The organism is Herbaspirillum sp. WKF16, from assembly GCF_028993615.1.
GTDB lineage: Bacteria > Pseudomonadota > Gammaproteobacteria > Burkholderiales > Burkholderiaceae_D > Herbaspirillum.
In genome coordinates this window covers 1841496-1863897 of the sequence record NZ_CP118632.1, presented here as the reverse complement: position 1 = coordinate 1863897, position 22402 = coordinate 1841496, and the positions used below count along the sequence as shown (strand labels likewise).

Here is a 22402-nt window from a genome sequence, read left to right as displayed (position 1 = left end):
CCTGCTGTCGCCGAGCCGGCTTCGATGTGTCCGTCTTGAACTCTCAAAGGAAAAAGAATGAACAAGCGCGTTCCCCGCCTGCTGCTGTCCACCCTTTCCTGTGCGCTGCTGGCCGGCTTCGGCTGGTCCGCCATGGCCGCCACGCTCAACATCTCGCTGGATGCCGACCCCGGCAAGCTGGATCCGACCCAGTCCTCGATGCTCAACGAACGCATCGTCTACCAGAGCATCTTCGACAAGCTGGTGGACCTGGATGGCGAAGGCAAGATCGTGCCCATGCTGGCCGAGCGCTGGACCGTGTCGGACGACCAGAAGACCTACACGCTCTACCTGCGTAAGGGCGTCAAGTTCCAGGACGGCACGCCCTTCGACGCCAAGGCAGTGGAGTTCAACCTGCTGCGCGGCCAGGAGAAGACCTCCCTGCGCCGTAATGAACTGAAGTACGTCAGCAAGATCACGGTGGTCGACGAGCACACCATCAAGCTGGAGCTGTCCACGCCCTTCGCGCCCTTCCTCTCGATCCTGACCGACCGCGCCGGCATGATGTCCTCGCCGGCGGCGGTAAAGAAATACGGCGACGACTACGTCAACAATCCGGTCGGCACCGGCCCCTTCGTCTACAAGGGGCGCCTCAAGGGCGCCACCATCACGCTGGAGAAGAACCCCAACTACTGGCAGGCCGGCCTGCCCAAGGTGGACGGCGTGGTCTACAAGATCATGCCGGACGTCAACGTGGCCTTCAACAACCTGCGCAGCGGCCAGGTCGACATCACCAACCGCTTCCCCTACAAGGAAATCACCAACATCGCCGCCGGCGCCAAGTACACCGTGCTCAACAAGCCCTCGCTGGGCTTCCGCGGCTTCTACATGAACACCGGCAAGCCGCCCTTCGACAAGAAGGAAGTGCGTGAAGCGGTGGACATCCTGATCGACCGCAACGCCATCGCCAAGGTGGTCTACAACGGCGCGGTGGCGCCCGGCCACTCGGCCTTCTCCAAGGCCCAGTTCGCCAACGGCCCCAGCGACGCGCCGCCCAAGGTCGACCTGGCGCGCGCCAAGGAATTGCTGAAGGCGGCCGGCAAGGAAGGCGGCTTCTCCTTCAAGCTGACGCTGCCCACCACCGCCGACGAGCTGCAGGCCGGCCAGATGATCCAGGGCATGCTGCGCCCCGCCGGCATCAACGTGACGCTGGAGAAGACCGAGCTGGCGACGCAGATCGAGAACGGCAAGACCGGCAACTTCGAGGGCCTGTTCGTGGGCTGGAGCGGACGCCCCGACCCGGACCAGAACATCTATGACTTCGTCACCACCAACGGTTCGCTGAACTACTCGCACTACGGCGCCAAGGAGGTCGACGAGCTGCTGCAGAAGGCCCGCGTGGAAGGCGACCTGGCCAAGCGCAAGGCCATCTACGACCAGGCCATGGCGCTGCTGGTCAAGGAAGTGCCTTACATCTACCTGGTGCACGACAACGTGCTGTTCGGCATCTCGAAGTCGGTCGCGGGCTTCCAGTACGTGCCCGACGGCGTGATCCGCACCGCCACGGTCTCCAAGTAAGCTCGCGGCTAGGGGGCGGCGTCGCCGCTCCCCCACCCTTGCGTCCAGCCTTTTGCCAGACATGCACAACCTGTTCAAACGCCTCCTGCTTTCCATCCCCACGCTGATCCTGGTCAGCATCGTGGTGTTCTCGCTGCTGGCGGTGCTGCCGGGCGACCCGGTGGCCGCCATCCTCGGCATGGAAGCCACGCCTGAAGCCGCCGCCGCGCTGCGCCTGAAGCTAGGCCTCGACGATCCGCTGCTGGTGCAGTACGGGCACTGGATGTGGGCCGTGCTGCACGGCGACCTCGGCCGCTCCTTCATCGACAACACGCCGGTGGCCGAAGCCCTGTGGCAGCGCCTGCCGGTGACCATCGAGCTGGCCGCGGGCAGCTTCATCGTGGCCGTGATCATCGCGGTGCCGGCGGGCATCCTCTCGGCCGCCCGCCCGCGCGGCATGGCCAACGCGGTGGGCACCTTCATCGCCCTGTTCGGCATGTCGGTGCCGCATTTCTGGCTGGGCATGATGTTCATCATCCTGTTCGCGGTGAAGCTGGGCTGGCTGCCGGCCTCGGGTTTCGTGCCGCTGTCGGAGGACTGGCAGGCCAACCTGCTGGCGATGATCATGCCGATGGTGGTCACCGGCCTGCGCGAGGCGGCGATCCTGATGCGCATGGTGCGCAGCAGCCTGCTGGAGGTGCTCAACGAGGACTACATCCGCACCGCCTTCTCCAAGGGCCTGCGCGACTGGCAGGTGGTGCTGGGCCACGCGCTGCGCAACGCCATGATCCCGGTGGTCACGGCCAGCGGCCTGATGGTGTCCGGCATGCTGGGCGGGCTGGTCATCACCGAAAGCATCTTCGGCATTCCCGGCATGGGCAAGATGATCGTGGACGCCATCTTCCAGCGCGACTACGTCACCGTGCAGGCCGGCGTGCTGGCCGCCACCGTGATGGTGGTGATCGTCAACCTGTGCGTCGACCTGCTCTACAGCGTGATCGACCCGCGCATCGCGCGCTGACCAACAAGCTCCCGCCATGACCACCACCTCCCCTTCCCATAGCGCGGCAACGCAGCCAGCCCTGCCGCCGGCGCCGCGCTGGCGCATGCTGCGCCGCTTCGCCGGCAACCGCCTGGCCGTGCTCGGCGCGGCCATCATCGCGCTGCTGGTGCTGCTGGCGCTGGCCGCGCCGCTGCTGGCGCGCTACGACCCCATCTTCGACCAGGACTACGCCAACATCCTCGCCGGCCCCGGCGCGGCCCACTGGCTGGGCACCGACGACCTCGGGCGCGACATCTACACCCGCATGCTGTACGGCTCGCGCATCTCGTTGCAGGCTGCGCTGATCTCGGTCGGCCTGGCCTTTTCGCTGGGCGTGCCCATCGGCATCGTCAGCGGCTACTATCGCGGCGCCGTCGATGCGGTGGTGATGCGCGTGGTGGATGCGCTGCAGGCCTTCCCCTCGCTGATCCTGGCGCTGGCGCTGGCGGCCGCGCTGGGCGGCGGCTTCTACAACGCCATGGTGGCGGTGGGGATCGGCTTCACCTCGTCCTTCGTGCGCCTGGCGCGCGGCCAGGCCATGACCATCCGCAACCTCGACTACGTGATGGCGGCGCGCTCCATCGGCGCCGGCAACCTGCGCATCATGTGGCGCTACGTGCTGCCCAACGCGCTGGCGCCGTTGGTGATCCAGGCTACCTTCGCCATGGGCACGGCCATCATCGCCGAGGCCGGGCTGTCCTATCTCGGCCTGGGCGCGCGTCCGGAAGACCCGAGCTGGGGCTCGATGCTGCACATCGCCCAGGGTTATCTCAACACCGCGCCGATGCTGGCCATGTGGCCGGGGCTGGCGATCTTCCTGGTGGTGCTGGGCTTCAACCTGCTGGGCGATGGCATCCGCGAAGTGTTCGATCCAAAACTGAGCCGCTGAGGACGCCGCCATGCTAGAGATCCAAAACCTCAAGGTCGAATTCCAGAGCCATGGCCGCCGCGTGGCGCCGGTGGACGGCGTCTCCTTCACCGTCGGCCGCGACCAGACCGTGGGCCTGCTGGGCGAATCGGGCTGCGGCAAGAGCGTGACCGCCCTGTCGGTGCTGCGCCTGTTCCCGATGGCCAGCAAGGCCAGTCTTTCCGGCGCGATCAGGTTCGGCGGACGCGACCTGCTGCAGTCCGACGACGCCGCCCTGCGCGCCATCCGCGGCCGCGAGATCGCCATGATCTTCCAGGAGCCGATGACCTCGCTGAACCCGCTGCACCGCATCGGCCGGCAACTGGCAGAGATGCTGAAGATCCACACCGACCTGCCGCGCGGCGAGATCGACGCCAGCGTGATCGCGATGCTGGAGCGCGTCGGCCTGGCGCGCGCGGCGCAGCTGGTCGACGAGTATCCGCACAGCCTCTCGGGCGGCATGCGCCAGCGCGTGATGATCGCCATGGCGCTGCTGTGCCGCCCGCAGGTGCTGATTTGCGACGAGCCGACCACCGCGCTGGACGTCACCATCCAGGCGCAGATCCTGGACCTGATGCGCGACCTCAAGCGCGAGCAGCAGACCTCGATCCTGATGATCACCCACGACCTCGGCGTGGTGGCCGAAATGTGCGAGCGCGTGGTGGTGATGTACGCCGGCCAGGTGGTCGAGGAAAGCAGCGTGACCGACCTCTTCGACCGCCCGGCCCATCCCTACACCCATGCGCTGATGCGCGCGCGCCCGGCGCTGGACTCCACGCCCGGCGCGCCGCTGACCGCCATCCCCGGCAGCGTGCCGCCGCCCGGCCAGGCCGGCCCCGGCTGCCGCTTCGCCGCGCGCTGCCCGCGCGCGCAGGAGGTCTGCCGCCAGGAGATGCCGCCGCTCGACGAGATCGCCCCCGGCCACACCGCGCGCTGCTGGTATCCGCATTGAAAGGCCAACCATGAACATGCCCCTGCTTGAAGTTTCCGGCCTGAAAAAACATTTCGGCGCGCCCGGCGGCGCCGCGGTGAAAGCGGTCGACGACGTCTCCTTTTCCATCGCCGAGGGCCGCACCCTGGGCCTGGTCGGCGAGTCCGGTTGCGGCAAGTCGACCACCGGGCGCAGCGTGCTGCGCCTGATCGAACCCAGCGCCGGCAGCGTGCGCTTCATGGGCCGCGAACTCACCATCCTGCCCGACGGCCAGCTGCGCGCCATGCGGCGCCACATGCAGATGGTGTTCCAGGACCCATACGCCTCGCTCAATCCGCGCATGACCATCGGCGAGGTGCTGGAAGAGCCGCTGATCGTGCACAAGCTGCACGACCGCGCCACGCGCCGCCGCAAGGTGGCCGAGGCGCTGGACATGGTGGGACTGAACCCGTCCTACGCGGCGCGCCATCCGCATGAGTTCTCCGGCGGCCAGCGCCAGCGCGTGGGCATCGCGCGCGCCATCATCACGCGTCCCAAGCTGGTAGTGGCCGACGAAGCCGTGTCCGCGCTGGACGTCTCGATCCAGGCGCAGATCCTGAACCTGCTCAAGGAGCTGCAGCAGGAGCTGGGACTGACCTACCTCTTCGTCTCGCACGACCTGGCGGTGATCCGCCATGTCAGCGACACCATCGGCGTCATGTACCTGGGCCGCATGGTGGAGCTGGGCACGCGCGAGCAGATCTACGCCAACCCGCTCCACCCCTACACGCGCGCGCTGCTCTCGGCGATCCCGCGCGAGCATCCCAACGAGCGGCGCGAACGCATCGTGCTGCTGGGAAGCATCCCCAACCCAGCTGCCCCGCCGGCGGGCTGCCACTTCCATCCGCGCTGCCCGTCCTGCATGGAAGTCTGCAAGACCGAAGCGCCGCCTGCTATCAGGCTCGACGCCGGCCAGACCGTGGCCTGCCACCTGTACCGATAGAATATCGCCAACACAACCAGAGACTCCCCATGCCCAACTTCCCCGATTTCAGCTGCAACCACTATCCCTATATGTCCCGCCGCAGCGCCGTCTACGCTCGCCGCGGCATGGTCGCCACCTCGCAGCCGCTGGCCGCGCAAGCCGGTCTCGAAGTGCTGCAGAAAGGCGGCAACGCCATCGACGCGGCGATCGCCGCGGCCGCCGCTCTGACGGTGGTGGAGCCGACAGCCAACGGCATCGGCGGCGACGCCTTCGCGCTGGTGTGGCATGGCGGCAAGCTGCATGGGTTGAACGCCAGCGGCCCGGCGCCCAGGTCCATCACGGCCGAGAAGCTGGCCGCCGCCGGCCACAAGGAAGTGCCGAAATACGGCGCCCTGCCGGTGACCGTGCCCGGCACGCCGAGCGCCTGGGCCGCCATGGCCAAGCGCTTCGGCAAGCTGCCGCTGACGCAATCGATGGCCGGCGCCGTCGCGCTGGCGCAGGACGGTTTCCCGGTGTCGCCGGTGGTGGCGCATGCCTGGCAGGTGGCGCACAAGAACTTCAGGCGCGAGTTCAAGGAGGCTCACTTCCAATCCTGGTTCGACACCTTCTCCATCGACGGCCGCGCCCCCGAGGCCGGCGACCTGTGGCGCTCGCCCGGCCATGCAGCCACGCTGGCGGCGATCGCCGCCGACAACGCCGAGAGCTTCTACCGCGGCGCCCTGGCGGAGCAGACCGCCGCCTTCATCCGCGCCGCCGGCGGCTACATGGATGTCTCCGACCTGGCCGAGTACCAGCCGGAATGGGTCGATCCCATCGGCGTGAACTATCGCGGCTACGACGTCTGGGAGATTCCGCCCAATGGCCACGGCATGGTGGCGCTGATGGCGCTGAACCTGCTCAAGGCCTACGACTTCTCCGAGCGCGACACGCTGGCCACCTACCATCGCCAGATCGAGGCCATCAAGCTGGCCTACGCCGACGGCCTGGCCCATATCGCCGATCCGGCGCACATGAAGGTCACGGTCGAGCAGCTGCTCTCGCAGTCCTACGCCGACGAGCGCCGCAAGCTGATCGGCGAGCGCGCCACGCTGCCGGTGGCGGGCGATCCTTCGCGCGGCGGCACGGTCTACCTGTGCACCGCCGACGCCGAGGGCAACATGGTGTCCTTCATCCAGAGCAACTACATGGGCTTCGGTTCCGGCCTGGTGGTGCCCGGCACCGGCATCTCGCTGCACAACCGCGGCAACAACTTCACGCTGGAAGCCGGCCACCCGAACGTGCTGGCCCCGGGCAAGCGCCCCTACCACACCATCATCCCCGGCTTCATGACCAGGGACGGCCAGGCGGTCGGCCCCTTCGGCGTGATGGGCGGCTTCATGCAGCCGCAGGGCCACGTGCAGATGGTGATGAACACGGTGGACTTCGGCCTGAACCCGCAGGCTTCGCTGGACGCGCCGCGCTGGGAATGGGAGAAAGGCAACAAGGTCGCCATCGAGCACACCACCTCCGAGCACCTGTTCCGCGGTCTGGCCGGCCTGGGCCATGAGGTATCGTGGTCGGGCAACCAGCTGGGCTTCGGCCGCGGCCAGATCATCTGGCGCAACGACGCCGGCGTGCTGTGCGGCGGCACCGAGCCGCGCACCGACGGCTGCGTGGCTGCCTGGTAAGGACGCCGCCACCGTGAAAAGCATCGTCGCTCCCCTGCCCGCCGAACTGCTGCCCGAGCCCGCCGAGGGCGAGACCCGCAGCGGTTCGCTGCCGGAGTACGTCTATGCGCGCCTGCGCCAGGACATCTTCGACATGCGCCTCCTGCCCGGGGACCAGATCACCGAGACCGAGATCGCGGCCTTCTTCAAGGTCTCGCGCACGCCCGTGCGCCAGGCCTTGCAGCGGCTGCAGGGCGACGGCCTGATGCAGGGCTACGTGCGCGGCGGCTGGGAAGTGGTGCCTATCGACTTCAAGCGCTTCGCCGACCTCTACGAGATGCGCAAGCTGATCGAGACCCACGTGGTGCGCCGGCTGTGCGCGCGCGAGGCCGGGCATGCGCCGGACCTGTCGGTGATCGAGGCCTTGCGGCGCGACTGGTGCGTCGGCGCCGCCGAGCGCGAGCAGGACGGTCCCAAGGCGGCGCTGCTCGACGAAGTGTTCCACCAGACCCTGGTGCATGCCGCCGGCAACCAGGAGATGGCCGAGACCTTCGACCGCCTGACCGACCGCATCCGCATCGTGCGCCGGCTCGATTTCCTCTACGGCGACTGCCTCAACCCGACCTACGAGGAGCACGCCGCCATCCTCGACTGCATCGTCGCCGGCGATGCCGAGCAAGCCATGCGGCGCATGGGCGAGCACATCGACGGCAGCCACGCGGAAGTCAACCAGATCACCCTGCACCGCCTGCACAGCGCCCGCGCCACGTCCACCACCAAGCCGCCGCCGTATGTGTCGGTGCGCGTGCGCCGGCAGTTCTGAGGGCCTGCCGGCGCGGCATCGCTGTGTTAGGCTGTCCGCTTTCATACGGACAAGGAGGGACGGCAATGAAAGTCGCGGTGATGGGCGCGGGCGCGGTGGGCTGCTATTACGGCGGCATGCTGGCGCGCGCCGGACATGAGGTGGTGCTGATCGGCCGCCCGCAGCATGTGGCGGCTTTCAACCGGACCGGCTTGCGACTGCAGGCGCAAAGCTTCGACGACACCATCCCGGTCAGGGCCGATACCAACGCCGCCATCGCCGGGGGCGCCGACCTCGTCCTCTTCTGCGTCAAATCCACCGATACCGAAACCGCCGGCGCCCAGTTGCGCGAGCACCTGCGCGCCGACACCCTGGTGCTGACGCTGCAGAACGGCACCGACAATGCCGAGCGCCTGCGCGGCGTGATCGCGCAGGAGGTGGCCGCCGCCGTGGTCTACGTGGCCACCGAGATGGCCGGCCCCGGCCACGTCAGGCATCACGGCCGCGGCGAACTGGTGATCGAACCGGCGACGCGCAGCCGCGAAGCCGCCGATGCATTGATCGCCGCAGGCGTGCCCACCGAGATTTCCGACAACGTGCGCGGGGCGCTGTGGTTGAAGCTGATCCTCAACTGCGCCTACAACGCGCTGTCGGCGGTGACCCAGCTCCCCTACGGCAAGATCGTGCAAAACCCGGGCGTGCCCGCCGTGATCGCCCACCTGGTCGCCGAATGCCGCGCCGTCGCCGCGGCCGAGGGCGTGACGCTGGCGGGCGACGTCGATGCGGCGGTGCGCCGCATCGCCGAGACCATGCCCACCCAATACTCGTCGACCGCCCAGGACCTGGCGCGCCGCAAGCCCAGCGAGATCGACCACCTGAACGGTTTCATCGTCCGGCGCGGCCAGGCGCTGGGCGTTCCCACGCCGGTCAACCTGACCATGCATACGCTGGTCAGGCTGGTGGAGGCCAGGCAGGCAGAACAATAAGACAGCGCCGTGAAGTAACCCGAACGCACGGAGGTGCAAGCCGCCTCTGTCCTGTCGTTCCTGCGAAAGCAGGAACCCAGCGTCGTGCAACTGCACGTCGATGCGTAGAAAACGTCACTGGGTCCCTGCTTTCGCAGGGACGACAAGTCGTGAAATAACTCGAACGCACGAAGGTGCAAACCACCCCATCCCTGTCGTTCCTGCGAAAGCAGGAACCCAGCGTCGTGCGGCGGCCGTCGATGCGCAGAAAACGTCACTGGATCCCTGCTTTCGCAGGGATGACAAGTCGTGAAATAACTCGAACGCACGAAGGTGCAAATCACCACCTCGCTGTCGCTCCTGCGAAAGCAGGAACCCGGCGGCGTCCGTCGCGCGCCGCTCAGCGCAGCATGGACGACATCGCCGACAGGCTGTTCAACACCCGCACGGCATACTCGGCCGAGGGCGCGTCGAACTGCACCGTCACGTTGTCGATGCGCTCCAGGATGGGCAGCTGGCTGAACAGGTCGGCCAGCGCCACCGTCTGCGCCTGCAGGCGGCAGCGCAGCGGATGGTCGAAGCGCAGCGCGGGCGTCGCCTGCGCTTGCGCGATGAACGCCGAGACCGCCTCCCGCGCGCGCGCTTCCAGCAAGGCGCAGGAATGTTGCGGCGTGAGCGAGTCGCCGCTGTTGGCGCCGTAGGCCTTCTTGGTCTCGGCGAACAGCGCGTGCGGGAACAAGGGCTGGTTCTCTTCGATGAAGGCGTCGTCGCCGCTGCCGAAGATCACCGGCACGCCATACTCCCCGGCCAGCGCGCCATACAGGCCCGCCTCGCCCAGCTCCATCCCTGCCAGCCAGACGCGCGCAAAAGCGAAGCTGTTGGTGGTGTGCGCCAGGATGCCGCGGCCTTGGGCGCGCGAATGGTAGCCGACCAGCATGACCGCGTCGATGTCGTGCTCCACCCCGCCCATCATGCCCAGCACGCGCGGCTTGCCCAGCACCATGCGGGCCTGCGGATGCAGCAGGTCGGGCAGCAGGTTGCGAAAACCGCCGTGGGAATCGTTGACCTTGATGGCGCCGGCGCCGGCGGCCAGCGCGCCGCGGATGACGGCGTTGGCCTCCTCCGTCATCCAGCGCCGCGCGCGCTCGTATTCGCCATTGCCGGCGCGGGTCTGCTCCGGGTGGAAGACGCCGGCGACGCCTTCGATGTCGACCGATACCAGGATATTGGCGCGCGTGGAATTGCTCATGGAGGTGTCTCGAAAGAAGCCAGCCGCTCGCGCAGGCAGGTGCGCACATGGCCGTCGCGTCCGCGCACGGTCTGCGCGGCGAACAGCGCATTGACGATGGCCTGCTCGACGCTGTCGGCGGCGGCATGGAACAAGGGATCCAGCAGATGGTCGGCCAAGAGCGCCGCATGCACGCAGTCGCTGTCGGACTCGATCTGTTGGGCAGTGGAAAAAGCCAGCGCGATGTCGCCGCTGCCGTGGCCGTAGGCCGAGCCGGTGCGCGCCAGCCCTGCGCCGGCGCGCGTGGCCAGGCGCTTCAACTGGCGCGCGTCGAGCGGCGCGTCGGTGGCCAGCAACATGATGATGGAGCCCTTCTCGGGCACCGCATCGGGCCCTTCGCCGGCGGCCAGTTCTCGGCCCAGCGGGCGGCCGTCCAGGATCAGATCGGGCAGCTTGCCGAAATTCGACAGCACCAGCGCGCCGACCATGTATTCATCGCCGGCGGCGCCCACCGCGGCTTTGCGCGAGGCGCTGCCGATGCCGCCCTTCAGGCCGAAACTGGACATGCCGCGCCCGGCCCCGAGCGCGCCCTGCCCGACCTCGGCCGAGGCGGCGGCCAGCGCTTGCCGGAAATGCTCTTCCCGCACGGCGAAGGCATGCAGGTCGTTGAGGTAGCCGTCATTGCATTCCATCACCACCGGGTTGACGGTCGGGAGGTTGCGGCCGATCCCGGGCGTCGCCTGCAACGCCTGGCGGATCTGCGCGGTGACGAGCGTGCCGACCGAAAAGGTGTTGGTCAGCGCGATGGGCGTCTCCAGCGTGCCGAGTTCCTCGATCTGCACCAGCCCGGCGCTCTTGCCGAAGCCGTTGATCACGGCCGCGGCGGCCGGCAGCTTGTGGGAGAACAGGTTGCCGCCATGCGGCACCACCACCGTCACCCCGGTCTGCACCGGCCCATCGTCCAGCGTGCAATGCCCCACCGTCACGCCGGCCACGTCGGCAATGCTGTTGCGCGGGCCGGCGGCCAGCCGGCCGATATGCGGCAGGTCCATCAGCGCTGGTCGATCTTGGGATCGAGCGCGTCGCGCAGGCCGTCGCCCAGCAGGTTGAAGGCCAGCACGGTCAGGAAGATGGCGATGCTGGGGAACAGCGCGATGTGCGGCGAGGTCATCATGTCGGCGCGCGACTCGTTGAGCATCAGGCCCCACTCGGGCGTAGGCGACTGCGCGCCCAGGCCGAGGAAGGACAGGCCGGCGGCGGTAATGATCGAGGTGCCGATGCGCATCGTGAAATACACCACGATGGCCGACACCGTGCCGGGGAAGATGTGGCGCCACATGATGGTCATATCGGAGGCGCCGATGCTGCGCGTGGCCTCGATGTAGGTCAGGTTCTTCAACTGCAGCGTATTGCCGCGCACCAGGCGGGCGAAGGCCGGGATGCTGAAGACCGAGACCGAGATGATCACGTTGAACATGCCGCCGCCGAGGATGGCCACGATGCCGATGGCCAGCAAAATGCCGGGGAAGGCGAACAGCACGTCGCACACGCGCATGGTGATGCGGTCCCACCAGCCTTCATAGTAGCCGGCCAGCAAGCCGAACACGGTGCCGATCACCGCGCCGATGGCTACCGACAGGAAGCCCGAGGCCAGCGAGATGCGGGTGCCGGCCAGGATGCGGCTGAAGATGTCGCGGCCCAGCGAATCCACGCCGAACCAGTGCACCCAGGTCGGCGGCGAATTGAGGGCGTCGTAGTCGAAGAAATTCTCCGGGTCGAACGGCACCACCAGCGGCGCGAAGATCGCCAGCAGCACCAGGAAGATGACGAAGCCGCCGGCATACATCGCCAGGTGCTGCTTCTTGAACTTCCGCCAGAACTCGCGCCACGGGGTGCGGATGCGCTGGCCGCCGGCGGCAGCGACAGCGGACGGATCGGGCGGCGGCAGCGGCGCGCCGCCGGCGTCGGATTGGGAGATGGGTGCGTTGGAAAGCGACACGGTGCCCCTCACTTGAAACGGATGCTGGGGTTGATCACGGCATACAGCACGTCCACCACCAGGTTGATGAAAATGAATTCCAGCGAGAACAGCAGGATCTCGGCCTGGATCACGGGGTAGTCGCGCATCTCGACCGCGTCCACCAGCAGGCGCCCCATGCCGGGCCAGTTGAACACCACCTCGACCAGGATCGAACCGCCCAGCAGGAAGCCGAACTGCAAACCCATCATGGTGACCACCGGAATGAGCGCGTTGCGCAGGCAGTGCTTGATGACCACCACGGTCTCGGTCAGGCCCTTGGCGCGCGCGGTGCGCACGTAGTCCTCCTGCAGGATCTCGATGAAGGAAGCGCGGGTGAAGCGCGCCATCACCGCCGCCACCGCCGCGCCCAACGTGAGCGAAGGCAGGATGTAGTGACGCCAGGTGTCGTCGCCCACCGTGGGCAGCCAGCCCAGTTGCACCGAGAACACCTGCATCAGCAGGATGCCCAGCGCGAACGGCGGCAGCGAGATGCCCGAGACCGCCAGCGTCATGCCCAGCCGGTCCGGCCATTGGTTGCGCCAGACCGCCGAGGAGATGCCAATGACCAGGCCGAACAATACGGCCCACACCATCGCCACCAGGGTCAGCCACAACGTGGGCCAGAAGCGCGCGCCGATCTCCTCGGCCACCGGGCGCTTGGTGCGGATCGAGCGGCCGAAGTCGCCCTGGGCGGCGTTGATGAAGAAGTTCACGAACTGCTCGGGCAGCGGCTTGTCCAGGCCGAGGTCGGCGCGCACCAGCGCCACCGTCTTCTCGTCGGCCTCGGGGCCGGCCGCAAGCCGCGCCGGATCGCCCGGCAGCAGGTGGATGAACAGGAATACCAGGACCGCCACCAGCAGCAGCGTTGGAATCAGCCCTAACAGGCGTTTGATGACATAGGAAAACATGAAGCTCCGCCGGTGTATCCAAACCTTGGATGTTGCCGCTTGCCGGCGGGAAGGGCTCGCCCTGCCCGCCATTGAAATCGTCGCTCGACGGCGGCGCGCCATATCGCGCGCCGCCGCCTCACGTCACTGCATTACTTGGCGAATTCGATGTTCTCGAACTCATAGGCCTGGTCGGGCATGATGTAGATGCCCTTGAGGCTCTTGGCGCGCGCGTACAGCAGCTTCTCGGTCACCAGGAAGGCCCACGGGGCGTCCTTCCAGATTTCCTGCTGGGCGCTCTTGTACAGCGCTTCCTTCTCCTTGCGGTCGGACACGGTCAGGGCCTTGGCGATATCGCCGTCGACCTTGTCGCTCTTGTAGTAGGCAGTGTTGAACAGGCGCGGCGGGAAGGACTCCGAGGCCAGCAGCGGACGCAGGCCCCAGTCGGCTTCGCCGGTCGAGGACGACCAGCCGACATAGAACAGGCGGATCGGCGCGGTGGCCGGATCCTGCCAGCTTTCCACGCGCTCCACGCGCTGGCCGGCTTCCAGGGCCTGGATCTTGACCTTGATGCCCACCTGGGCCAGCTGCTGCTGCAGGAACTGGATCACCTTCATGGCGGTGGTGTGGGTGTAGGCCGACCACAGCTCGGTCTCGAAGCCGTTCGGGTAGCCGGCTTCGGCCAGCAACGCCTTGGCCTTCTTCACGTCATACGGCCAGGCGCCGCTCTTGTAGGCGTAGTCCACGCCCTGGGGCAGCACGCCGTCCTGCGGCACGGCATAGCCGTTGAACGCGACCTTGGCCAGCGCTTCCTTGTTAATGGCGTAGTTGATCGCCTGGCGCACCTTGAGGTTGTCGAACGGCTTCTGCTGCACGTTCATCGACATGTAGCGCTGGATGATGGAGGGGCCGGCCACCACGTCCAGGTTGCTCTTGGCCTTGAGCAGGTCGGCCTGTTCATACGGCAGCGGATAGGTGAACTGCGCCTCGCCGGTCTGCATCATGGCCGAGCGCGAGTTGTTGTCGACCACCGGCTTCCACAGGATCTCGTCGACCTTCGGGTAACCCTGCTTCCAATAGCCGTCGAACTTGGCGACCTTCAGGTAGTCGGTCTGCTTCCACTCGACGAACTTGAACGGGCCGGTGCCGACCGGATGGAAGGCGATGTCCTTGTTGCCGTACTGCTTCAGCGCAGCCGGCGAAATCATCGCCGCCGAGGGGTGGGCCAGCACGTTGATGAAGGCCGAGAACGGCTCCTTCAGGGTGACCTTGACGGTGTAGTCGTTGAGCGCTTCGGTCTTGGCGATGCGGTTGAAGAGGTTGTAGCGCTTCAACTTGTTGTCCGGGTTGGTGACGCGGTCGAACACGGCCTTCACGGCATCGGCCTTGAACACGGTGCCATCGTGGAACTTCACGCCCTGCTTGAGGCGGATGGTGTACTCCAGGCCGTCCTTGCTGACCAGGTAGCCTTCGGCCAGCACCGGGATCAGCTTCATGTCCTTGTCGAAGCCGTACAGGCCCTGGTAGAACGACTTCATCACCGACAGCGACAGGGTGTCGTTGGCGTCGTACGGATCCATCGTGGTGAAGGTGGAGGCCACCGCCACGGTCGCCGTCTTGGCGGCGAAGGCGTTCGCGGCGCCGAATTGCAGGGCGGCGCCCAGGGTGCCCATGGCCAGCCATTTGGCGGCGGTCATGGCTTTGCTCTTTGCGATTGCGGACATCTGTCTCTCCTGATCAGTGAAGCGTGGTTGATGCTGCTTGTTGAGATGCTTGGTGGACTTCATTGACAACAAAAAAACCTCTCCGCCGCTCAGAAAGCGCCGGAGATGCGATGGGTGGCCACGAAGTGCCCGGGGGCGACTTCATGCAACGGCTCTACCTTGGGCTCGTCGCCCACCAGCCGGATCGGGCTGGGAATCTCGTCGGTCATCAGCTTCTTGCCGGGCTGGCGCAAGGTGGGATCGGCCACCGGCACCGCCGCCATCAGCTTGCGGGTATAGGGATGCTGCGGATTCTCGAAGATGGCGCGGCGCGGCCCGATCTCCACGATCTGGCCCAGGTACATCACCGCCACGCGGTGGCTGATGCGCTCCACCACCGCCATGTCGTGCGAGATGAAGATGAAGGAAATGCCCAGCTCGGCCTGCAGGTCCAGCATCAGGTTGACGATCTGCGCCTGGATCGACACATCCAGCGCCGAGACCGACTCGTCGGCGATCACGATCTTGGGGTTCAGCGCCAGGGCGCGCGCGATGCAGATGCGCTGGCGCTGGCCGCCGGAGAATTCGTGCGGGTAGCGCTGGCCATGCTCGGGCGTAAGGCCCACGCGGGTCAGCAAGGCGTCCACGCGCTCCTGCGCCCCTTCCTTGACCCCGTGCACCAGCATCGGCTCCATGATGGAGTAGCCGACCGTCATGCGCGGGTCCAGCGAGGCGAACGGGTCCTGGAAAATGAACTGGATGTCGCGCCGCAGCTGGCGCAGCTCCGAGCGCGGCAGTTGCGCCAGGTCGCGCCCGCCGAACTCGACGCGGCCGCCGGCGATGTCGACCAGGCGCAGGAGCGAGCGGCCGGTGGTCGACTTGCCGCAGCCGGACTCGCCGACGATGGCCAGCGTCTCGCCCGAATACAGGTCGAAGCTGACCTTCTCCACCGCGTGCACGCGCTGCTTGACGCGGCCGAAGATGCCGCTCTTGACGTCGAAGCGGGTAGTCAGCTCGCGCACCTTGAGGATAGGCTGGCGCTGCTCCGCGATCTGTTGCTGGCCTTGCAGCTCGGCGGCGATCGCCTGCGGCTGGGCCTCGGCCTCGGCGGCGATGCCGAAGCGGCGCGGGCGGTCCGTGCCGCGCATCGAGCCCAGCCGGGGCACGGCTGCCAGCAGGGCCTGGGTATAGGGATGGGCCGGCGCGGCGAAGATGCTCTTGACCTCGTTCTCCTCGACCTTCTCGCCGCGGCGCATCACCACCACGCGGTCGGCCACCTCGGCCACCACGCCCATGTCATGGGTGATGAAGATCACGCCCATCTGCATCTCTTCCTGCAGCGAACGGACCAGCTGCAGGATCTGCGCCTGGATGGTCACGTCCAGCGCCGTAGTCGGTTCGTCGGCGATCAGCAGCGACGGCTTGCACGACAAGGCCATGGCGATCATCACGCGCTGGCGCATGCCGCCGGAGAGCTGGTGCGGATGGCGCCCCAGCACGCGTCTGGCTTCCGGGATGCGCACCATCTCCAGCATGCGCAGCGCCTCGGCCTGCGCGGCGGCGCGGCTCTTGCCCTGGTGCAGGCGGATCGACTCGGCGATCTGCTCGCCGACGGTGAAGACCGGGTTCAGCGAAGTCATCGGCTCCTGGAAGATCATCGCGATCTCCTTGCCGCGGATGCCGCGCATGGTGGCGTTGTCGGCCTGCGCCAGGTCGATCGCCTGGCCGTTGCGGCGCTGGAAGCGCATGGCGCCGCCGACGATCTTGCCGCCGCCGTGTTCGATCAGCCGCATGATGGCCAGCGACGACACCGACTTGCCCGAACCGGACTCGCCGACGATGGCCAGGGTCTCGCCCTGGCCGACGTGGAAGGAAAGTCCGCGCACCGCATCCACCGTGCGCTCGGCGCCGGTGAAGCGCACGCTCAGGTCGCTGACGTCGAGCACGCGCGGGTGATGAGCGGAATGTTGTGGCTGTTGCATCTCTGTTTCTCCTGACGGCGCCGCTCAGGCCGGGTCCGCGTAGATCTCGGTCACGGGCGCGAGCTCGCCGCGGCCATATGCACGATACATGCCTTCGGTGTTGAAGGGCAGCGCCAGGTTGCCCCGGGCATCCACTGCGATCAATCCACCGCGGCCATTAACCGTCGGCAGCAACTGGAAGACCACCTCGTGCGCCGCCTGTTCCAGCGACCGGCCGGCATAGGCCATGCGCGCGGCCACGTCGTAGCAGGCCACGGCGCGCATGAAGGATTCGCCGGTGCCGGTGGCCGACACCGCGGCCGTGGCGTTGGCCGCATAGCAGCCGGCGCCCACCAGCGGCGAATCGCCGACGCGGCCGGGCTGCTTGTTGGTGATGCCGCCGGTCGAGGTGGCGGCGGCCAGGTTGCCGAACTTGTCCAGCGCCACGGCGCCGACGGTGCCGAACTTGTTGTCGGGGTCGATGGGGGCCTTTTCCGCCGGCGCATCCTTGTGCGCGAAGGCGAAGGAAGCGGCGTCATGGTCCAGCATCGCCTTCGATTGCCCGCGCACGCGCTGCCATTGCTGGTGGCGGGCGTCGGTATGGAAGTAGTCGGGGCCGACGGTCTGCACGCCGTTGCCGGCGGCGAAGGCCTCGGCGGCCGGGCCGACCAGCAGCACATGCTCGCTCTTTTCCATCACCGCGCGCGCGGCCAGCACCGGGTTGCGCACGTTGGTGACGCAGGCCACCGATCCGGCCTCCAGGTCGGCGCCGTTCATCACGCAGGCGTCCAGCTCATGCTTGCCCTCGCTGGTGTAGACCGCGCCGTGGCCGGCATTGAACAGCGGGCAGTCCTCCAGCAGGCGCACGGCCTCGGTGACGGCGTCCAGCGCCGAGCCGCCGGCGTTGAGCACGGCCTGTCCGGCGGACACGATGGCCGACAGCGCCTGGTGGTAGCGCGCCTCTTCCTCGGCTGTCAGCGAACTGCGCGAGATGGTGCCCGCGCCGCCATGGATGGCGATTACCGGAGTCGTCATGCTTTGATCTTTCCTTTGTTCTTGGCGGGCTTGCCCGCCGGATTCGTTGCCGGGCGCTGTTGCTGCTGCGGCAGGTAGAGCCAGGGCAGCACGAACTCGGCCATTTGCGAGGCGGCCTGCACCGAGCGGCGGGCGCGGTGCGCAACGGCGTCGCACAGCGCCTGGATCAGGATCAGCGCGGCCGCGTCCGAGGTCGGCGACAGCGCGCGCTCGGTCTGGGCGTAAATGGTGACGTCGGCCAGCGGCACCAGCGGCGAACCGGGAGTGTCGGTGATGGCCAGGATCTTCGCCCCCTTCTCCACCGCGCGCTGGGTCAGCCACACGGTGTCGGCCGCATAGCGCGGAAACACCATCGGGATCACGAGGTCGCGGCTGTCGAGCTTGAAGAACTGGCGGCCGGCCTGCGACGGGCCGCCCGCCAGCGCCACCGACGACACGGTGCGCACGTAGGGCTCCAGCGCGTGCGCCATCAGCCCGGCCAGGTAGGCCGAGGCGCCGAAGCCGGTGATGAAGATGCGTTCGGCCGACAGGATCAGGTCCACCGCCTGGTCGCAATGCTCGGGCGTGAGCATGCGGCGCGTGGCCTCGATGTTGCGGATGTCGTTCTCGAAGGCGGCGGCCATGGTCTCGGCGCTGGTGGCCGGGCGCTGCACCTCGTCGCGCAGCTTTTCCACCGGCGCCAGCGTGGTGGCGAAGTCCGACACCAGCGCCGCGCGGAACGAGGCGTAGCCGTCGAAGCCCAGCGCATGCGCGAAACGGTTGGCCGTGGCCACCGAGATGCCGGCCGCCTCGGAGAGCTCGTCGATGGTCATCGTGGCGGCGCGAAAAGGGTTGCCCAGCACGTAGTCGGCGGTCTTGCGGTGCGACTTGGAGAGCTGCGGATACAGCTTTCCCACGGCATGCGCCACCGCTCCCGCGCCTTGCAGCGATATGTTCTTCGCCTGTTGCATCCCGTCTGCCTGCCCCATGAAATGTTTTATATCGTTGCCTTGCGGCAGCTTTTGCCGTCGTGCTTCAGGAAAAAAACGCCTGCGCCGATCTCAAAAAATGTAAATATATTTTCATTTTATTTTCGAGTAAAGAAAAAATACTTTCAAAATCCAAATATCGATATGACGCACCAGAAGCACGCGCGAAAGCGCCGCGCATGCACTGTTATCGGATTCATTTTTATCGCAGCGCACCAAAAATGACAGGCTCTCGCGCGCCTGCTCTGCGGCTAAAATACGCTCCTTCGCGCCGCCCCGCCATCGGACCGCGCGACATCGTTGCATCCGTTCGTCCCTCGCTTCTTACTTTGCCCTGCGCCCGCGCCATCCGCCATGAACATCCGCTTCCTCGAAACCTTCGTCTGGCTGGCCAAGCTGCGCAACTTCCGGCTCACCGCCGAGCGCCTGCATACCACCCAGGCCGCGGTCTCCAGCCGCATCGCCTCGCTTGAGCAGGACTTCGGCGTGCGCCTGTTCGACCGCAGCGCGCGCGAGGTGGCGCTGACCGCCGACGGCAGCAAGGCGCTGGTGTACGCCGAGCGCATGGTCAAGCTGATGCGCGAGATGAAGGACGACATGTCCGACAAGCAGGTCTACGCCGGCGTGATCCGCATCGGCGTGATCGAGTCCATCGTCCACAGCTGGTTCCCGGATTTCCTGGGCCGCCTGCACAAGACCTTCCCGCGCCTGCAGATCGAGATCGCCAGCGACACCACCATCCACCTGCACGAGCAATTCAGCAAGGGCAACCTCGACCTGGTGCTGCAGGCCGAGCCGGTGATTGGCCCGCAGGTGAGCAATATCGCGCTGTGCGAATTCCCGATGCGCTGGGTCGGCAGCCCCAAGCTCGACATCGGCAGCGAGACGCTCTCCATGTCGGACCTGGCCGCCTTCCCGGTGATCAGCTTTGCGCGCAACTCGGGGCCGCATGCGGTGATCGAGCGGCTGTTCTCGGGCAGCGAGCGCGGCAACCTGCACGTCAACTGCATCGCCTCGGTGGCCACCATGATCCGGCTGGCGACCGACGGCTTCGGCATCGCAGCGGTGCCGCCGGCCATCATCCAGCGCGAGCTCAACGAAGAGACCTTGCACGTGCTGCGGGTCGATACCGAGTTTCCCGCGCTGGCGCTGATCGCCTGCTTCCGCTCGGACCATGAGAATCCGCTGACCGAGACCGTGGCCCGCATCGCACAGCAGACCGCCTCGGATTTCGCACTCAATTGGGGACACGAGATCGCCCGCCTGCCCTCGCCGCTGGCCGCGGGCAAACCCGCCGCCGGCGACAGCGGCCCGGCCTGACGGCCTTATCTCCGTCCCGCGCGCGGGCGCCGCCGCCATGCTGCGCGGCACCATCATGCGGCATCGCGCGCCCCGCTTTTGCTCATAAGATTTTTCAATCGTTCCTGTTCATATTTTCTTGTTGGACAGCGCGCCTCCGCCATCCCCATACTGAATTTAAGACCGGCACCCGCGGCATGCCTCACGGCAAGCTCCGGGCAACAACAAGAGCACAGCCGGATCCGCTCATCGTCCAGCGAACCACACATCCAGACACCCACGCGCCGCGACAAGCCGGCCGGGCTCAACAACTTAGGGAGGTAGTTTCATGTCTTATTCCACATCCGCCGCGCTCGATCCGGGCGCCAAGGCAGGCGGCGCATCCGAGATGGATGCCACCTATCGCAAGATCGCCTGGCGGCTGATCCCCTTCCTGGTGTTCTTGTTCGTGCTGGCCTGGATCGACCGCGTCAACGTCGGCTTCGCCAAGCTGCAGATGCTGCAGGACCTGCAGTTCTCCGAAGCGGTCTACGGCCTGGGCGCCGGCATCTTCTTCATCGGCTACTTCCTGTTCGAAGTGCCCAGCAACCTGCTGCTGGAAAAGATCGGCGCGCGCAAGACGCTGGCCCGCATCACCATCCTGTGGGGCCTGGCCTCGATGGCCATGGCCTACGTCACCTCGCCGACCAGCTTCTACATCCTGCGCTTCCTGCTGGGGATCTTCGAGGCGGGCTTCTTCCCCGGCGTGGTGCTGTACCTGACCTACTGGTTCCCCGCCCAGCGCCGCGCCCGCGTCAACGGCCTGTTCATGACCTCGTTCGCCATCGCCGGCGCCGTCGGCGGCCCGATCGCCGGGCTCATCATGAGCAGCATGGAAGGCGTCGGCCACCTGGCCAACTGGCAGTGGCTGTTCATCATCGAAGGCATCCCGTCGCTGCTGGCAGGCTTCGCCGTGCTGGCCTGGCTGCCGGAAAAACCGGCCAACGCCAAGTGGCTCTCGGAGGCGGAAAAGAACGCCGTCTCCGCCGTGCTGGCCGCAGAGAACACCGCCCCGGGCAAGCATGTCTCGTTCAAGGACGCCTGTTCCAACTACCGCGTGTGGATCTGCGCCGCGGTGTACTTCTGCGTGGTCAGCGGCAACGCCACCATCGCCTTCTGGGCGCCGTCGATCATCAAGGAGATCGGCGTCAAGGGCAACCTGCAGATCGGCCTGATCTCGGCCATCCCCTTCATCGCCGGCACGCTGGCCATGATCTGGAACGGCATCCACTCCGACAAGACCGGCGAGCGCCGCATGCACAGCGCCATCGCCACCCTGATCGCCTGTATCGGCCTGATCGCCACCGGCCTGTCGCTGGGCAACGCCGCCGTCGCGCTGTGCTCGCTGACGCTGGCCGCCATCGGCATCCTGGCCGCGTTCCCGGTGTTCTGGTCGATCCCCGCCGCCTTCCTGGCCGGCACTGCGGCCGCCGGCGGCATCGCGCTGATCAACTCGATCGGCAACCTGGCCGGTTTCGTGGCGCCGTACATGATCGGCGCGTTGAAGACCAGCACCGGCTCGCTCTCCTCCGGCCTGTACTTCGTGGCCGCGCTCGAATTCCTCGCCAGCTTCCTGGTGGTGGTGTTCGTCAAGAAGCAGTAACCCTTTTTCGCCGGATCCGCTCGGCGGCTCCGGCGATCCTGCCCCCGCAATCGTTGTGAAGTGAACATCATGAAGCTCTCTTTCTCCCTCCCCGACAACACCGTCGTCGACGCCGACCTGAAGAACCTGGTCATCGCCGGCTGGGCCGGCCGCGACATGGCCGCCATCGAGCACCACATCGAAGAGCTGGAAGCTCTGGGCATCTCGCGCCCCAGCGCCGTGCCGCTGTTCTACCGTGTGTCCGCCAACCAGCTGTCGCAGGATCGCGACGTGCAGGTGCTGGGCGGCGAATCCTCCGGCGAGGTCGAGACCTTCGTCTTCAACGCCGGCGGCGAACTGTATGTCTCGATCGCCTCCGACCACACCGACCGCAAGCTCGAAGCCCACAGCGTGGCCTTCTCCAAGCAGGCCTGCATCAAGCCGGTGGCCGCCTCCGCCTGGAAGCTGGCCGATGTCGCCGACTACTGGGACGAGCTGGTGATCCGCTCCTGGATCGAAGAAAACGGTTCCACCGTGCTGTACCAGGAAGGTCCGCTGGCCTCGCTGCGCACGCCGTCCGACCTGATCGCACGCTTCACCGACGGCCAGGCCATCCTGCCCGAGGGCTGCGGCATGACCTGCGGCACGGTCGGCGCCATCGGCGGCATCCGTCCCGCGGCGTCGTTCACCATGGAACTGTTCGATCCACGCCGCAATCGTTCGCTGCGTCACAGCTATGTGACGGAATCGCTGCCCGAAATGGCATGACGGACGACGCTGGGTCCCGGCCTGCGCCGGGACGACACTGAAGTGGTGGTTTGAACCTTCTGTCCTTCGAGCCCATTCCTTGCCTGTCGTCCCGGCGCAGGCCGGGACCCAGCGGCGTT

Annotated in this window: 19 protein-coding genes; 11 read left to right on the top strand and 8 right to left on the bottom strand. The window is 67.0% G+C overall.

Annotated elements, in window-relative coordinates:
* Window positions 1–57 precede the first annotated feature (57 nt).
* From Herbaro_RS08345 to Herbaro_RS08310, 8 genes are all read left to right on the top strand, one after another.
* The gene (locus Herbaro_RS08345) at window positions 58–1557 is read left to right on the top strand and encodes an ABC transporter substrate-binding protein (protein WP_275013355.1); all 1500 of its coding nucleotides are present in this window, start codon (window positions 58–60) and stop codon (window positions 1555–1557) included.
* Window positions 1558–1618: 61 nt separating this feature from the next.
* Window positions 1619–2557 carry an ABC transporter permease gene (locus Herbaro_RS08340; RefSeq protein WP_275013354.1) on the top strand — a complete coding sequence of 313 codons (939 nt, stop codon included), beginning with the start codon at window positions 1619–1621 and terminating at the stop codon, window positions 2555–2557.
* 16 nt (window positions 2558–2573) lie between these two features.
* A complete protein-coding gene (locus Herbaro_RS08335; RefSeq protein WP_275013353.1) occupies window positions 2574–3467 on the top strand; it encodes an ABC transporter permease in 894 nt (297 codons plus the stop codon).
* A 10-nt stretch (window positions 3468–3477) separates the two neighbouring features.
* Window positions 3478–4437, top strand: a complete 960-nt coding sequence (locus Herbaro_RS08330; protein WP_275013352.1) for an ABC transporter ATP-binding protein — start codon at window positions 3478–3480, stop codon at window positions 4435–4437.
* A 10-nt stretch (window positions 4438–4447) separates the two neighbouring features.
* On the top strand, window positions 4448–5398 hold the full coding sequence (locus Herbaro_RS08325; RefSeq protein ID WP_275013351.1) for an ABC transporter ATP-binding protein: 951 nt from the start codon (window positions 4448–4450) through the stop codon (window positions 5396–5398).
* Between the two features lie 29 nt (window positions 5399–5427).
* The gene (locus tag Herbaro_RS08320; RefSeq protein WP_275013350.1) at window positions 5428–7047 is read left to right on the top strand and encodes a gamma-glutamyltransferase family protein; all 1620 of its coding nucleotides are present in this window, start codon (window positions 5428–5430) and stop codon (window positions 7045–7047) included.
* A gap of 22 nt (window positions 7048–7069) precedes the next feature.
* Window positions 7070–7849 (top strand): GntR family transcriptional regulator, encoded by a 780-nt coding sequence (locus Herbaro_RS08315; protein WP_275013991.1) that lies wholly within the window; start codon window positions 7070–7072, stop codon window positions 7847–7849.
* Between the two features lie 65 nt (window positions 7850–7914).
* Window positions 7915–8814 carry a ketopantoate reductase family protein gene (locus tag Herbaro_RS08310; protein WP_275013349.1) on the top strand — a complete coding sequence of 300 codons (900 nt, stop codon included), beginning with the start codon at window positions 7915–7917 and terminating at the stop codon, window positions 8812–8814.
* Window positions 8815–9193: 379 nt separating this feature from the next.
* Here the strand turns inward: Herbaro_RS08310 and Herbaro_RS08305 are convergent, their stop codons facing one another.
* The 8 genes from Herbaro_RS08305 to Herbaro_RS08270 all read right to left on the bottom strand — a co-directional run bounded on the left by Herbaro_RS08305 (window position 9194) and on the right by Herbaro_RS08270 (window position 18577).
* Window positions 9194–10042, bottom strand: a complete 849-nt coding sequence (locus tag Herbaro_RS08305; RefSeq protein ID WP_275013348.1) for a M55 family metallopeptidase — start codon at window positions 10040–10042, stop codon at window positions 9194–9196.
* A complete protein-coding gene (locus Herbaro_RS08300; RefSeq protein ID WP_275013347.1) occupies window positions 10039–11073 on the bottom strand; it encodes a DmpA family aminopeptidase in 1035 nt (344 codons plus the stop codon). Before Herbaro_RS08300 ends, Herbaro_RS08305 begins: the two co-directional genes overlap by 4 nt.
* Complete coding sequence (gene gsiD, locus Herbaro_RS08295; RefSeq protein ID WP_275013990.1) at window positions 11073–11969, bottom strand: glutathione ABC transporter permease GsiD; 897 nt, start codon at window positions 11967–11969, stop codon at window positions 11073–11075. The genes Herbaro_RS08300 and gsiD overlap by 1 nt, the downstream gene beginning before the upstream one ends.
* Before the next feature lie 59 nt (window positions 11970–12028).
* On the bottom strand, window positions 12029–12949 hold the full coding sequence (gene gsiC, locus Herbaro_RS08290) for a glutathione ABC transporter permease GsiC (protein WP_275013346.1): 921 nt from the start codon (window positions 12947–12949) through the stop codon (window positions 12029–12031).
* A 131-nt stretch (window positions 12950–13080) separates the two neighbouring features.
* Entirely contained in the window at window positions 13081–14652 is a 1572-nt protein-coding gene (gene gsiB / locus Herbaro_RS08285; protein ID WP_275013345.1) for a glutathione ABC transporter substrate-binding protein GsiB, read from the bottom strand.
* An 89-nt stretch (window positions 14653–14741) separates the two neighbouring features.
* Window positions 14742–16613 (bottom strand): dipeptide ABC transporter ATP-binding protein, encoded by a 1872-nt coding sequence (locus Herbaro_RS08280; protein WP_275013344.1) that lies wholly within the window; start codon window positions 16611–16613, stop codon window positions 14742–14744.
* A gap of 24 nt (window positions 16614–16637) precedes the next feature.
* Window positions 16638–17627 carry an isoaspartyl peptidase/L-asparaginase family protein gene (locus Herbaro_RS08275; protein WP_275013343.1) on the bottom strand — a complete coding sequence of 330 codons (990 nt, stop codon included), beginning with the start codon at window positions 17625–17627 and terminating at the stop codon, window positions 16638–16640.
* Window positions 17624–18577: a MurR/RpiR family transcriptional regulator gene (locus Herbaro_RS08270; protein WP_275013342.1), complete on the bottom strand. Its 954-nt coding sequence runs from the start codon at window positions 18575–18577 to the stop codon at window positions 17624–17626. Before Herbaro_RS08270 ends, Herbaro_RS08275 begins: the two co-directional genes overlap by 4 nt.
* A gap of 372 nt (window positions 18578–18949) precedes the next feature.
* On the opposite strand from Herbaro_RS08270, the gene Herbaro_RS08265 reads away from it, so the two are divergent.
* The 3 genes from Herbaro_RS08265 (at window position 18950) to Herbaro_RS08255 (ending at window position 22283) form a co-directional block, all read left to right on the top strand.
* On the top strand, window positions 18950–19915 hold the full coding sequence (locus Herbaro_RS08265) for a LysR family transcriptional regulator (protein ID WP_275013341.1): 966 nt from the start codon (window positions 18950–18952) through the stop codon (window positions 19913–19915).
* A gap of 307 nt (window positions 19916–20222) precedes the next feature.
* Window positions 20223–21536: an MFS transporter gene (locus tag Herbaro_RS08260; protein ID WP_275013340.1), complete on the top strand. Its 1314-nt coding sequence runs from the start codon at window positions 20223–20225 to the stop codon at window positions 21534–21536.
* A 69-nt stretch (window positions 21537–21605) separates the two neighbouring features.
* Window positions 21606–22283 (top strand): DUF2848 domain-containing protein, encoded by a 678-nt coding sequence (locus Herbaro_RS08255; protein WP_275013339.1) that lies wholly within the window; start codon window positions 21606–21608, stop codon window positions 22281–22283.
* Window positions 22284–22402: the final 119 nt, after the last annotated feature.